We start from the raw sequence: 12,929 nt of genomic DNA on the forward strand, positions 1-12,929 counted from the left end.
ATTCTTGCCTGGCCAGCGCTTACCGGCCAGCGCTGGCAACCTGCACCACGCCGTCGACCACGCGGCAGGGGAACGCCATTACCGAGCGGCTTTCATCTTCCATGCAGAAGCCGTCGTGTAGGCGAAAGTGCTGTTTTTTCAGCGGGCTGGCCACCCATAACTCCCCCTGGTGTTCGGCGATCAGGCCGCGTGACAGCACGCTCGACTGGGCAAATGGGTCGATGTTGCTGATGGCGAACAGCTGCTCGTCGGCGTAGGGGCGGAACACTGCCACCTGCTGTTCGCCGATCAGGGCGCACACGCCGGTAGCGGGCAGGATATCGGCGATTGAGCAAACGTTAATCCACTGGCTCATGCAATGTTCTCCTCGGTTTCAAGCAGCGTGACCGGGATGCGTTCGTCAGGGCGAGCCGGACGGTGCTGTTGGCGCTCGGCGACCATTTGTACATTCGGGTCGCGCTGGCTGCTGTTGATAAAGTGGGCAAAACGTCCCTGAGATTCAGGGTGCTGTACGGTTTCGTTCCACTCGCAGATCACCGCTTCGCGCAGGCGGGCAATTTCCGCTTCCAGCTGTGCGTTGATAGCCAGCTTGTCGTCGACGATCACCTTGCGCAGATAATCGATGCCGCCATCGAGGCTTTCCAGCCATACCGAGGTACGTTGCAGCTTATCGGCGGTGCGAATGTAGAACATCATGAAACGGTCGAGGTAACGTACCAGCGTTTCGCGATCGAGGTCGGCCGCCAGCAAATCGGCATGGCGTGGTTTCATGCCGCCGTTGCCGCAGACGTACAGGTTCCAGCCGTTTTCGGTGGCGATAATACCGACGTCCTTACCCTGTGCTTCCGCGCATTCGCGAGTACAGCCGGAAACGCCGAACTTCATTTTGTGCGGGGTACGAATGCCTTTGTAGCGGTGCTCCAGCGTCACGCCAAAGCCGACGCTGTCGCCAACGCCGTAACGGCACCAGGTGCTGCCAACGCAGGTTTTCGCCATTCGCAGCGCTTTGGCATAGGCGTGGCCGGTTTCAAAACCGGCGTCAATCAGCCTGGCCCAGATGGCCGGCAGATCGTTTTTCTGTGCGCCGAACATGCCGATACGCTGTGAACCGGTCATTTTGGTGTAGAGGTTGTATTCCTTGGCTATCTTGCCGATCGCCACCAGGCCGTCTGGCGTGATCTCGCCGCCGGCGGAGCGCGGGATCACCGAGTAGGTGCCGTCCTTCTGAATATTGCCGAGGAAGTTGTCGTTGGTATCCTGTAGCGGCGTATGCTGCGGTTTGAGAATGTACTCGTTCCAGCAGGAGGCCAGCAGCGAGCCGATGGTCGGCTTGCAGACTTCACAACCGTAGCCTTTGCCGTATTTTGCCAGCAATGCGTCGTAGGACTTGATGCCCTCGACGCGGATCAGGTGGTATAGCTCCTGGCGAGAATAGGCGAAGTGTTCGCACAGGTGATGGTTGACTTCAATGCCCTGCTTGCTCAGCTCGGCATTCAGCACTTGGGTAACCAACGGGATACAGCCGCCGCAGCCGGTGCCGGCCTTGGTTTCGGCCTTGATGGCTGCCACGGTATGACAGCCCATGGCTACCGCGTTGATGATGTCGCCCTTGCTGACGTCGAAACAGGAACAAATCTGCGCGCTTTCCGGCAGGGAGTCGACGCCGATGGCCGGCTTGCTGCCAGCGTGCGCAGGCAGGATCAGACTGTCGGGGTTTTCCGGCAGTTCGATGCGGTTCAGTGCCAGTTGCAGCAGATTACCGTAGTCGCTGGTGTCGCCGACCAGTACCGCGCCGATCAGCGTTTTGTTATCGGCGCTGACCACGATGCGTTTGTAAACCTCTTTGCTTTCATCCAGGTAGACGTAGCTGCGGGCGCCTTCGGTGCGGCCGTGCGCGTCGCCGATGCCGCCGACGTCGACGCCCAACAGTTTCAGCTTGGCGCTCATGTCGGCGCCACAGAAGGTATTTTCACGGTTCAGCAGGTGATCGGCCGCCACCTGAGCCATTTTGTAGCCTGGCGCCACCAGGCCAAAAGTGCGCTCCTGCCATGAGGCGCATTCGCCGATGGCATACACGTCCGGATCGGACGTCTGGCAACTGTCGTTAATAACGATGCCGCCGCGGCGCGCGGTTGCCAACCCGCACTGGTGCGCCAGCTTGTCTTGGGCGCGGATACCGGTGGAGAACACGATAAAATCGACTTCCAGCGCGCTGCCGTCGGCAAATTGCATGGTTTTGCGTGCGTTCTGGCCGCTGTGGACGATCTCCTCGGTGTTTTTGCCGGTGTGGACTTTGACTCCCATGCGTTCAATCTTGCGACGCAGTTGATCGCCGCCCATCGGATCGAGCTGTTCGGCCATCAGCACCGGCGCAAACTCGATCACGTGGGTTTCGACGCCCAGACTTTTCAGTGCACCGGCGGCCTCCAGACCGAGCAGCCCACCACCGACCACCGCACCGCGCTTGCTGCGGCGCGCGCAGGCTTCAATGGCGTTAAGATCTTCAATGGTGCGGTAAACGAAACAGTCCTGGCCTTCGGCGCCTTTGATCGGCGGGATCCAGGGATAGGAGCCGGTGGCCATGATCAGTTTGTCATAGTACACCGTGCGGCCGGTATTGGAGTGAATCACCTTTTCGCCGCGGTTGATGGTGATGGCGCGTTCGCCCACCAGCACGTTGACGTTATGCTTTTGGTAAAATCCCTCGCGCACCAGCGAAAGCTCTTCGGCGGTATGGTGCGAGAAATAGGACGACAGGTGTACGCGATCGTAAGCGATGCGGGGTTCTTCGCAAAAAACGGTGATGTCGAAGTGGTCAGGGCCTGCTTTATCCAGCAGGTCTTCGATAAACCGGTGGCCGACCATGCCATTACCGATGATAGCAAGTTTGACTCTGCTCATTATTGCCTCAAAATTCTGATTTCCTAGCGTTACCTTATTCCTCCCGCTCGGCGACTTATTGATGTAAATCAAGAGTAGTTTCATATACCTCTAAGGTGTTATATCGATGATTTTTATCGATAATTGATAAGTTGCGGTTTTTATTCAACTTTGGCTGAATCGTGCCAGTTGAAGGTAGTCGTACTTATTCTGGAGTAGTGCTGAAGTATTTCGCTCTACCGCCGAAGCTGGCACAGCCATTGCTTGACGAAAACGATTGCTTTCGACGCGTCGCGTTATAAACTGCGGCGGTTTTTTTATCAGCACAGGGGAGGAACACCACGCATGACACCGGATAATAATTTCAGTCAGCAGCAAGTGCCGGCAGCGGCGCGTAAAGGGGCGATGGCATTGACGTTTGTGATGCTGGGGCTGACTTTTTTCTCTGCCAGTATGTGGACCGGCGGCGCGTTGGGCACCGGGCTGAACTATCACGATTTCTTTTTGGCGGTGCTGATCGGCAACCTGCTGCTGGGCGTATACACCGCCTGCCTGGGCTATATTGGTGCAAAGACCGGGCTGACCACCCACCTGCTGGCGCGTTTTTCTTTTGGCGTGCGCGGCTCGTGGCTGCCTTCGCTGTTGCTGGGTGGGACGCAGGTCGGCTGGTTCGGCGTTGGCGTGGCGATGTTTGCCATCCCGGTCGGCAAGGCCACCGGCTGGGACGTCAACTGGCTGATTGCGCTGTCTGGCGTGTTGATGACCATCACGGTGTTTTTCGGCATTTCTGCGTTGACCATTCTCTCTGCCATTGCGGTGCCGGCTATTGCCTTGCTCGGCAGCTATTCGGTGTGGCTGGCGGTGCAGCACGCTGGCGGTATGGATGCGGTGCGCCACATCATGCCGGCGCAGCCGCTGGATTTTAACGTTGCGCTGGCGATGGTGATCGGTTCGTTTATCAGCGCCGGTACCTTGACCGCAGACTTCGTGCGTTTTGGCCGCAGCGCCAAAATGGCGGTGCTGGTGGCGCTGGTGGCCTTCTTCCTCGGTAATTCGCTGATGTTCATTTTTGGCGCCGCCGGCGCCGCGACGCTCGGCATGGCCGACATTTCCGATGTGATGTTTGCGCAGGGCCTATTGTTGCCGGCAATCGTGGTGCTGGGACTGAATATCTGGACCACCAACGACAACGCGCTGTACGCTTCCGGGTTGGGATTCGCCAACATTACCGGCTGGTCGAGCAAAACCCTGTCGATGATCAACGGCGCCATCGGCACGCTCAGCGCACTGTGGCTGTATAATAACTTCGTTGGCTGGCTGACGTTTCTGTCGGCGGCCATTCCGCCGATTGGCGGTGTGATCATTGTCGATTATCTGGCTAACCGGCAGCGTTATCTGGCGTTTGCACAGGCGCGGATGATGAACGTCAACTGGGTGGCGATTCTGGCGGTGGCGATTGGCGTTGCGGCGGGGCACTGGTTGCCGGGCATCGTGCCGATCAATGCGGTACTGGGCGCGGCGTTGAGCTATGCCGTACTGAACCTGCTGGCAAACCGCCAGTTCATACAACATATCAAGGAGCAGCATGCCGGTGAATAATTTGAAATATATCGATAACCTGCGCCTCGGCGGGCACGAAGGGCTGTGGCAGCTGGCGATCGAGCAGGGGCGCATCGCCCATATCATTCCGCAACCGCAAGGGCAGGAGTGGCGCAGCGATACGCTGGATGCCGAGGGCGGGCTGGCGCTGCCGGCATTCGTCGAGCCGCATATCCATCTGGACACCACCCAGACCGCCGGGCAGCCGGCCTGGAATCAGTCTGGCACGCTGTTTGAAGGTATTGAGCGTTGGGCGGAACGCAAGGCGTTGCTGAGTCATGAAGACGTCAAACAGCGCGCCTGGCAAACGCTGAAATGGCAAATCGCCAATGGCATCCAGTATGTGCGCACTCACGTCGATGTGTCGGATCCCACGTTGACCGCGCTGCGAGCCATGCTGGAGGTGAAACAGGAAGTCGCGCCGTGGGTCACGCTGCAGATCGTCGCCTTCCCGCAGGAAGGTATTCTGTCCTATCCCAACGGCGAAGCGTTGCTGGAAGAGGCACTGCGCCTCGGCGCGGACGTGGTCGGCGCCATTCCGCACTTTGAGTTCACCCGCGAATACGGCGTGGAGTCGCTGCATAAAACCTTCGCACTGGCGCAAAAATACCATCGGCTGGTGGATGTGCACTGCGATGAAATTGACGATGAGCAGTCACGCTTTGTGGAAACCGTCGCGGCGCTGGCGCTGAAGCTGGAAATGGGCGACAAGGTCACCGCCAGCCATACCACGGCGATGCACTCTTACAACGGCGCCTATACCTCACGGTTGTTCCGCCTGCTGAAGCTGTCCGGCATCAATTTCGTCGCCAACCCGCTGGTCAATATTCATCTGCAGGGGCGTTTCGACAGTTATCCCAAACGTCGTGGTATCACGCGGGTAAAAGAGATGCTCGAGGCAGGGATTAACGTTTGCTTCGGCCACGACGACGTATTCGATCCGTGGTATCCGCTGGGCACCGCCAATATGTTGCAGGTGCTGCATATGGGGCTGCACGTGTGTCAATTGATGGGCTACGGTCAGATTGATGACGGGCTGAAGCTGATTACCAGCCACAGCGCCCGTACGCTGCAATTGCAGGATTACGGCCTGACGGCGGGCAACAGTGCCAACCTGGTGATTTTACCGGCGGAAAGCGGCTTTGACGCGGTACGTCGCCAGACGCCGGTGCGCTACTCCATTCGCCAGGGTGCGGTAATAGCCGAAACGCGCCCAGCGGAAACCACGCTATATCTGTCCAGCGAAGAAAAGGTCGATTTCCGACGCTAATCGGCTGACAGGTTAAAAAAAAGGGCGCGATAAGCGCCCTTTTTGGCTGTTGATAAGGGTAGGGCGTGGGCAGAGTCTGCCGGTGGGGGTGTCTTCTGTCCCACCGGCTCTGTGAGGATATCAGTTGGTGACGTGACCGTGGCTGCGATGTTTGGTCACAAAGCCCAACAGCAGACACATCACGAATACCGCCAGATACAGACCGTTGGCGGTCGTCAGTGCGGCATGCGCGCCACCCTTGGCCACGATTGGGCCGGTGACGACAAAGGTCAGCATGGTGCCGATGGTGCCGCAGGTCAGGATGAAGTTGACCAGTTTCGGCGAAGACACCTTGGTCTGCAGAGAACCGAGGGTGATAAGCGTGGTGTAGATAGCGCTGGAAACGAAGCCCAGAGCCATGATGTAGTAAGCCAGATGCTGCGGGTTATCGCTGCTGACAAACAGGTACATGGCACCGGTAGCCAGTGCCGCCAGCACGGTGACAATGCGTTGCAGGTCAAAGAAGCGCAGCACGAAACTGAACACCCACATGCCAATCATGTAAGACGTCCAAAAGTCGCTGACCAGTTTGCCGGCCTGGTTGATGTCCATACCGAAGGATTTGGTGGCGTATTCGGGTACCCATTGAATAAAGCCCAACTGGCCGAGGATATAGCACAGCGCGGCGATCGACAGGAACAGCACGCCAACCCCCCATTTTTCTTTGGCGAGCGGGGCGCCGCTCTCATCGCCCTTGTGGCCCAGAACCGGGAAGTCGGAGCACAGGGTCAGCACGAAAATTGCCACGTACAGCAGGCCGATACAGGCGTACACCCAATACCAACTGATATGACGCGCCAATAGCATGGCGGCGACGATGGGGAAAATCATCCCGGCCATGCTGAAGAATGAGTCAGTAAACAGCAGGCGTGAACCGCGTTGGCGACCGGAGTACATATGGGTGATCAGGAAGGTACCGATCGACATGGTAATGCCGCTGACCACGCCAAGAATGAACATGCAGATGGAGAACATGGTCAGGCTTTTGCCGACCATCAGGCCGATAACCGCCAGTACCATCAGCAGAAAACCAAAGATCAACTGACGCTTGAGCGGGATGATTTCCATTAGCCAGGCGTTAAGAAAAATCGAGATTAAAATGCCTGCATTCAGGAAGGTGAAGGTGTTGCTCATGCTGGAAACCGGCAGGTTAAAATATTCTGCAATGTTTCCCATCACCATCCCTGTGACGATCACTAAAGCACCGGTCAGCGCATAGGAAAAAAAGCTGATCCAGGTAAGCCGGATACGGTTGCTATCATTCATTGAATAAGCCTGATTGGTATGTGGATTGGTCTATGGACAGGGGGATGCCGCGTTTTCTGGGTCTACGCAGTAAACGTTCGATCCGGCTGCCAGGAGGCGGATCCTAGCATAGCTCAGGGCATTTTATGTGATGCTTGTTTTATTTTTGGTGCAATGAATGTAATTGCCGTCGGGGATCTCGTGACTTATGCCGCTGGTGCGGCAATTGAATCACGTGGAATCACGATGGGCGTGAACGTCACCGCCGGCGTTTCCGGTGCGATCAGCAAACGGGTTGCGAATTGCGCCATTTCGGCAATCGGGAAGTGCACGCTGGTCAACGCCGGACGCATAAATTGCGCCCGTTCGCCGCTGTCATAACTGATCAGCGCAATATCCTGTGGCACGCTCAGGCGATGCTCGTTAATCGCTAACAGCGCGCCGATGGCCATTTCTTCGTTGCAGCAATATATCGCCGTTGGCAGGGGGGCTGCGCGTAACAGCCGATCGGCACACCGATAGCCGCTTTCCAGGTCGTACGCGCCTTCCAGACACGCCAGCGGGGTCAGCATCGCCGCCTGCATCGCCAGCTCAAACCCCAGTATGCGTAACCGGCTGGAGGCACGCTGGCGCGGCCCACTGATGCAGGCGATGCGCCGGTGACCTGCATCAATCAACTGCTGCGTCGCCATGCGGCTGGCGCGCGCATGGTCAAAAGTCACACAGCGATCTTCCAACCCGGGCACCAGACGGTCGAGCAGTACAAAGCGATGCCGCTCATCCGCCAACTGGCGTAAGCGCTGGTCGCTGAGGTAACGCACATGCAAAATCACCCCGTCGCAGCGCAGACTGAATAACCGCTGGATGGCGTGCAGCTCGTTTTGCGCACTGTTGCGCCCCTGTGTCACCAACAGCTGCTTGCCGTGGCTTTCGGCTTCACCTTGCACAAAATCCATCAGCATGCCAAAAAAGCCGCCACGATAAGAAGTGGTTACCAAGCCCAGCGTATTGCTGTGGCTGGACGCCAGCGCACGCGCGGCGGGATTGGGGGTATACCTCAACTGTGCGATCGCCTGTTCAACCTTTTCGCGCGTCGGCGCCTTGACGTTGCTGTCGCCATTGACCACGCGCGATACCGTGGCGCGGGATACGCCCGCCAGAGCGGCTACATCTTCCAGTGTCACCATATACCCTTCGTCTTTCGAGCTGCCTCGTTGTTGGCTGCGCACGCGAACCCTGGTCACTTGGTACGGCCAAGCTCCCCGGGCTTCTTATGCTTGCCGCCTAGATGCAACTCGAAATCCATTGGGTATCCCCCTGGTTTTCTCGAGCTGCCTCGTTGTTGGCTGCGCACGCGAACCCTGGTCACTTGGTACGGCCAAGCTCCCCGGGCTTCTTATGCTTGCCGCCTAGATGCAACTCGACATCCATTGGGTATCCCCCCGGTTTTCTCGAGCTGCGTCGTTGTTGTTTGTACACGTGAACCCTGGTCACGTGGTACGGCCAAGCTCCCCGGGCTTCTTATGCTTGCCGCTTGGATGCAACTCGACATCCATTGGGTATCCCCCCGGTTTTCTCGAGCTGCCTCGTTGTTGTTTGTACACGCGAACCCTGGTCACGTGGTACGGCCAAGCTCCCCGGGCTTCTTATGCTTGCCGCTGCGACGTCCATTTAATCATCAAACTGCGGTAAATGCGCCTTATTGGCCGCCAGTACGTCGTTCAGCAGCGGCTGCGCGATCCTGGCGCTGGCAATCAGCGGGTGTGTCACCAGTGCCAGCAAGCCGCTGCGGCGATCGCCATGCACTGCGGCCTCGATAGTCAGTCGCTCGTAGGCCTTTACCTGCTGGGTGAGCGCCTGCATGGTATCCGGCATCGGGCCGAAGGCCAGCGGGTGAGCGCCTTGTGCATCAATCACGCAGTTGGTTTCTATCACGGCGTCGTCTGGCAAACCGCGAATGGCGCCACGGTTTGCGGTATTGACCACCAATTGCGTGCCGAGATTATTATGGATCGCACGAATCAGCTCCAGCGCCACTTCAGAGTAGAAGGCGCCGCCGCGAAAGCTGAGCTGTTCCGGTTTGCTATCGAGATGCGGATCGGCATACAGGGAAAACAGCTCTTTTTCCACCTGCATCACCTGTTCGGCGCGGGTGCCGCGGTCGGCGGCGGCGGCGATCTCTTCGTCCAGCATCTCCTGCGTCTGGTAGAAATAGCGGTGGTACGGGCAGGGGATTGCCTTCAGAGCCCGTAGGAACTCGGGCGGCCATGGTTCCTCCTTGATATTATTCATGGTCAGCGCCGCGCCGTCGCACAGCATATCAATCACTTTGCCGGTCATGTCGCGACCGTTTTGCAGTACCTGATGCACCCAGACCATATGATTCAACCCGGCGAAGCGCAGTTGAAGATCTTGATACGGTGCCTGCAGCATGTTGGCTATCATGTGATGCATGCTGATGGGTACATTGCACAAGCCAATGATTTTTGCCTTGGTATAACGGGAAACGGCTTCGGTTACCATGCCTGCCGGGTTGGTAAAATTGATGATCCAGGCGTCCGGTGCCAATTGCTCAACCTTGCGTGCAATGTCCAGCATCACCGGAATGGTGCGCAGCGCCTTGGCGAAGCCGCCGACGCCGGTGGTTTCCTGGCCGATCAGGTGATACTTCAGCCCCAGGCGTTCATCGGCGGCGCGTGCCGGCAACTGGCCGACGCGGAACTGGGTTAATACGAACCGTGCGCCGCGAATCGCTTCGTCCAGCGCAAAATGCACTCTGACTTTCACCTGTGCCAAGCCATGGCGCGCCAGCATACGTTGGGTGAGCGCGGCGATGATTGCCACTTTTTCACGACCCGGCTCGACGTCAACCAGCGCCAGTTCGCTGACCGGCAGTTGGTCAATGCGCTGGATCAGGCCTTCAACCAGCTCCGGCGTGTAGCTGCTGCCACCACCGATAATGGCGATTTTCAGCGAATTCATAAAGCGGTCTCCCGTTGCGCCTGACGGCGAAAAAGTTCAATCATGTCGTCGGCCAGATCCTGAATCACCATGGCATTCATCAAATGGTCCTGGGCGTGGACGGTAATCAGATTAATCGGCAGTTTGCCGCAGCCTTCATCCAGGCTGATAAGCCGGGTCTGAATGCGATGCGCCTGCTGTACCGCCTCTTTCGAGTCGGCCATATGCGCGGCGGAGGCGTTGAACTCGCCGGCCCGCGCCTGTTGCAGCGCCATCAATGCACTGCTGCGTGCGCTGCCGGCCAATACCAGCAGCTCCATAATCGTGCTTTCAAAATCAGGGCTGTCTGCAGCCATGGCTTCACTCACGCGACTCTCCTGTTATTGTGCGGCCGCCGCATCGGACGCGGCGCGCTCGGTTTTGGCCTGTTGCTGCTCCTGCGCCAGCAACTGTTTTTCATAGACTTTGAAGAACGGCAGCCAAATGGCGAGATCGATCGCCATCAGCAGCAACACCAGCAGCGCGGCGCGAATGTCCCACGAGGCAGAAATCATGGCGCCGAGCGGGGCAGGTGCGGTCCACGGCGCCATGGCGACCATTTTTTCCACCAAATCCCAGTGCAGGGCGAAATAGGCCAGGGTGGCGTTGATCACCGGCACCACCATCAACGGGATAAACAGCGTCGGGTTCATCACCACCGGTGAACCAAACAGCAGCGGTTCGTTGATGTTGAACGCCGCCGGCACCACGCTCAGTTTGCCGATGGTGCGTAAATGAACGGAGCGGCTGCGGAGATACAGCAAGGCCAGCACCAGCGTGGAGCCTGAGCCGCCGATGCAGACGTAAAATGACCAAAAGGGCGCGGTCAGCGTTTGGCTGGTCGGATCGCCATGCGCCACCAGCGCGGCGTTGGTGGCCAGATTGGCCATAAAAATCGGGTTGAGCAGACCGGTAACGATATTGTCACCATGAATGCCGGCGAACCACAGCAGGTTGGCGATCAACACCGCCAGCAGAATGGCCGGCAGCGTATCGCCGACGGCGATCAGCGGCTGGAACAGCTGCATGATTGCAGCCGGCAGCAGCAGCTGGAATTCGCTCTGCATCAGAATGCTTAGCGGGTATACCGTCAACAAAATGCCGACCACCGGATACAGCAGCTCAAATGAACGGGCAATCGCCGGTGGCACCTGTTCCGGCATACGCAGCGTGATGTTGTATTTCTTTAACAAACGGATCAGTTCCACCGACCAGATGGCGCACAGTAGGGCGGTGAACACCCCCTGGCCGCCCAGGAAATCGAGCGACATCTTGTTGTCGACCTGCGGCGCTGCGGTCAGCAGGAATGCCATCAGCGACAGCAAACCTGCGGTCAGCGCGTCCAGACCATAGTGCTTTGCCAGACTGTAGGCGGTGCCAACGGCAACAAACACGCTCATCAGGCCCATGGTCATAAAGAACGGCATGGTGATGGTGTTCCAATGGCTTTTGGCAAAACCGAGCCAGGCGCGGCCGAAGCTGGAGGTGGTGTTGGCGTCAAACGGCGGGTTGGCGACGATCAGCATGATGCTGCCGACAATCAGAAACGGCATGGCACAGATAAAACCGTCGCGAATGGCAATGATATGGCGCTGGCTGCCGATCCTGCCGGCCAACGGCGCGATATGGTTTTCCACCACGCGCATAAGGGATGCATACAGGCTCATGATGTTCTCCGCCGCCGCGTCAGGCGATCAGGTTGAGGGCGTGATCCAGCACTTTGTCGCCACGCATGGTGCCGTAATCCATCATGTCGATCACCGCGACGGGCAAGCCGTACGGCTCTGCGATTTTGTTAAAGCGTGCCAGTTCGTATTTGACCTGCGGCCCCAGCAGGACGACGTCTGCGGTGGGCAGTTCGGCCTCAAACTCGGCGGCGGGCACCGCCTTGATTTCAATAGCCAGTTCGCGTTTCACCGCTTCGTCCTGCATGCGTTTGACCAGCATGCTGGTGGACATTCCCGCCGCACAGCACAGCACTATTCTTTTCATCATTACTCTCCGTTGAAGACGTCATTTTTATTGGCTCCGGCTAAATGAGAGCGCTCTCATTTTGCTAAGGGTAGCGGGAACCAAAAATCAAAACGGGAGGTGGCTCGCAAAAATCATCGAAGCCGCCAAGCAGGCAAATAATGCGTGACCGGCTTGGCAAAAATGAGTGAGACGATCATACTTTTGGCAAGAAAAGCGGGACGGCGTCAGAAAGGTCCCACATTTGAGTAAATATAAGTAAATGGCTGGCACTCACCGGTACAGCTCTTTAGAATCAATGCGCTTTTCCGTTGTTTGTCTCTCAGAGAAAGGACCCATTCATGTTCAAACGTACTTTAGTGACCTTCGTTGCGCTGTGTTCCCTGACAGCAATGGCACCTGCCGCCTTCGCCGCTGGTGAAACCCACGTCATGCTGACCACCTCGGCCGGGAATATCGAATTGGCGCTCGACAGTCAGAAAGCACCGGTATCAACCCAAAACTTCGTTGATTACGTGAACAGCGGTTTTTACAACAACACCATTTTCCACCGTGTCATTCCTGGTTTTATGGTGCAGGGCGGCGGTTTCACCTCAGACATGCAGCAGAAAACGACAAAGGCACCGATCAAGAATGAAGCGGACAACGGCCTGCGCAACCTGCGTGGCACCATCTCCATGGCGCGTACGGCAGATAAAGACAGCGCCACCAGCCAGTTCTTCCTCAACGTGGCGGACAACGCCTTCCTCGATCACGGCCAGCGTGATTTTGGCTACGCGGTCTTTGGCAAAGTGGTGAAGGGCATGGAAGTGGTAGACAAGATTTCTCAGGTGCCGACTGGCAACGTCGGACCTTATCAGAATGTCCCTACCAAACCGGTAGTCATTTTGTCGGCCAAAGTCCTGCCTTAAGCTTTTTGTGCCGG

11 protein-coding genes are annotated in these 12,929 nt (G+C 57.6%); 3 read left to right on the forward strand and 8 right to left on the reverse strand.

The genetic code is table 11. The annotated features are described in order from the left end of the window. Positions 1–19 precede the first annotated feature (19 nt). Complete coding sequence (gene nirD / locus AC2AXP_RS18705) at positions 20–355, reverse strand: nitrite reductase small subunit NirD (protein WP_004956321.1); 336 nt, start codon at positions 353–355, stop codon at positions 20–22. Beyond that, complete coding sequence (gene nirB / locus AC2AXP_RS18710; protein ID WP_039991348.1) at positions 352–2,901, reverse strand: nitrite reductase large subunit NirB; 2,550 nt, start codon at positions 2,899–2,901, stop codon at positions 352–354. The genes nirD and nirB overlap by 4 nt, the downstream gene beginning before the upstream one ends. A 324-nt stretch (positions 2,902–3,225) precedes the next feature. On the opposite strand from nirB, the gene codB reads away from it, so the two are divergent. Next, positions 3,226–4,479, forward strand: a complete 1,254-nt coding sequence (gene codB / locus AC2AXP_RS18715) for a cytosine permease (RefSeq protein ID WP_484381865.1) — start codon at positions 3,226–3,228, stop codon at positions 4,477–4,479. Next, entirely contained in the window at positions 4,466–5,749 is a 1,284-nt protein-coding gene (locus AC2AXP_RS18720; protein WP_484381866.1) for a cytosine deaminase, read from the forward strand. Before codB ends, AC2AXP_RS18720 begins: the two co-directional genes overlap by 14 nt. Before the next feature lie 120 nt (positions 5,750–5,869). Here the strand turns inward: AC2AXP_RS18720 and tsgA are convergent, their stop codons facing one another. The 6 genes from tsgA to AC2AXP_RS18750 form a co-directional block, all read right to left on the reverse strand. Next, on the reverse strand, positions 5,870–7,054 hold the full coding sequence (gene tsgA, locus AC2AXP_RS18725) for an MFS transporter TsgA (protein ID WP_484381867.1): 1,185 nt from the start codon (positions 7,052–7,054) through the stop codon (positions 5,870–5,872). A gap of 185 nt (positions 7,055–7,239) precedes the next feature. Continuing rightward, positions 7,240–8,220 (reverse strand): LacI family DNA-binding transcriptional regulator, encoded by a 981-nt coding sequence (locus tag AC2AXP_RS18730; protein WP_484381871.1) that lies wholly within the window; start codon positions 8,218–8,220, stop codon positions 7,240–7,242. Between the two features lie 484 nt (positions 8,221–8,704). After that, positions 8,705–10,015 (reverse strand): 6-phospho-beta-glucosidase, encoded by a 1,311-nt coding sequence (locus tag AC2AXP_RS18735; RefSeq protein WP_484381868.1) that lies wholly within the window; start codon positions 10,013–10,015, stop codon positions 8,705–8,707. Beyond that, positions 10,012–10,350: a PTS lactose/cellobiose transporter subunit IIA gene (locus AC2AXP_RS18740; protein WP_004956304.1), complete on the reverse strand. Its 339-nt coding sequence runs from the start codon at positions 10,348–10,350 to the stop codon at positions 10,012–10,014. The genes AC2AXP_RS18735 and AC2AXP_RS18740 overlap by 4 nt, the downstream gene beginning before the upstream one ends. Positions 10,351–10,374: 24 nt before the next feature. After that, positions 10,375–11,700 (reverse strand): PTS cellobiose transporter subunit IIC, encoded by a 1,326-nt coding sequence (locus AC2AXP_RS18745; protein ID WP_004956302.1) that lies wholly within the window; start codon positions 11,698–11,700, stop codon positions 10,375–10,377. Positions 11,701–11,719: 19 nt separating this feature from the next. Next, positions 11,720–12,025: a PTS sugar transporter subunit IIB gene (locus tag AC2AXP_RS18750; RefSeq protein WP_039991347.1), complete on the reverse strand. Its 306-nt coding sequence runs from the start codon at positions 12,023–12,025 to the stop codon at positions 11,720–11,722. A 320-nt stretch (positions 12,026–12,345) separates the two neighbouring features. Between AC2AXP_RS18750 and ppiA the strand changes: the two genes are divergently transcribed. Then, a complete protein-coding gene (ppiA, locus tag AC2AXP_RS18755; protein WP_004956296.1) occupies positions 12,346–12,915 on the forward strand; it encodes a peptidylprolyl isomerase A in 570 nt (189 codons plus the stop codon). Positions 12,916–12,929 lie beyond the last annotated feature (14 nt).

This window comes from Serratia sp. Sp408 (assembly GCF_057180665.1).

Coding starts and splice junctions, on each gene's coding strand:
- nirD (WP_004956321.1), bottom strand. CDS start 355: ATGAGCCAGTGGATTAACGTTTGCTCAATCGCCGATATCCTGCCCGCT.
- nirB (WP_039991348.1), bottom strand. CDS start 2,901: ATGAGCAGAGTCAAACTTGCTATCATCGGTAATGGCATGGTCGGCCAC.
- codB (WP_484381865.1), top strand. CDS start 3,226: ATGACACCGGATAATAATTTCAGTCAGCAGCAAGTGCCGGCAGCGGCG.
- AC2AXP_RS18720 (WP_484381866.1), top strand. CDS start 4,466: ATGCCGGTGAATAATTTGAAATATATCGATAACCTGCGCCTCGGCGGG.
- tsgA (WP_484381867.1), bottom strand. CDS start 7,054: ATGAATGATAGCAACCGTATCCGGCTTACCTGGATCAGCTTTTTTTCC.
- AC2AXP_RS18730 (WP_484381871.1), bottom strand. CDS start 8,220: ATGGTGACACTGGAAGATGTAGCCGCTCTGGCGGGCGTATCCCGCGCC.
- AC2AXP_RS18735 (WP_484381868.1), bottom strand. CDS start 10,015: ATGAATTCGCTGAAAATCGCCATTATCGGTGGTGGCAGCAGCTACACG.
- AC2AXP_RS18740 (WP_004956304.1), bottom strand. CDS start 10,350: ATGGCTGCAGACAGCCCTGATTTTGAAAGCACGATTATGGAGCTGCTG.
- AC2AXP_RS18745 (WP_004956302.1), bottom strand. CDS start 11,700: ATGAGCCTGTATGCATCCCTTATGCGCGTGGTGGAAAACCATATCGCG.
- AC2AXP_RS18750 (WP_039991347.1), bottom strand. CDS start 12,025: ATGAAAAGAATAGTGCTGTGCTGTGCGGCGGGAATGTCCACCAGCATG.
- ppiA (WP_004956296.1), top strand. CDS start 12,346: ATGTTCAAACGTACTTTAGTGACCTTCGTTGCGCTGTGTTCCCTGACA.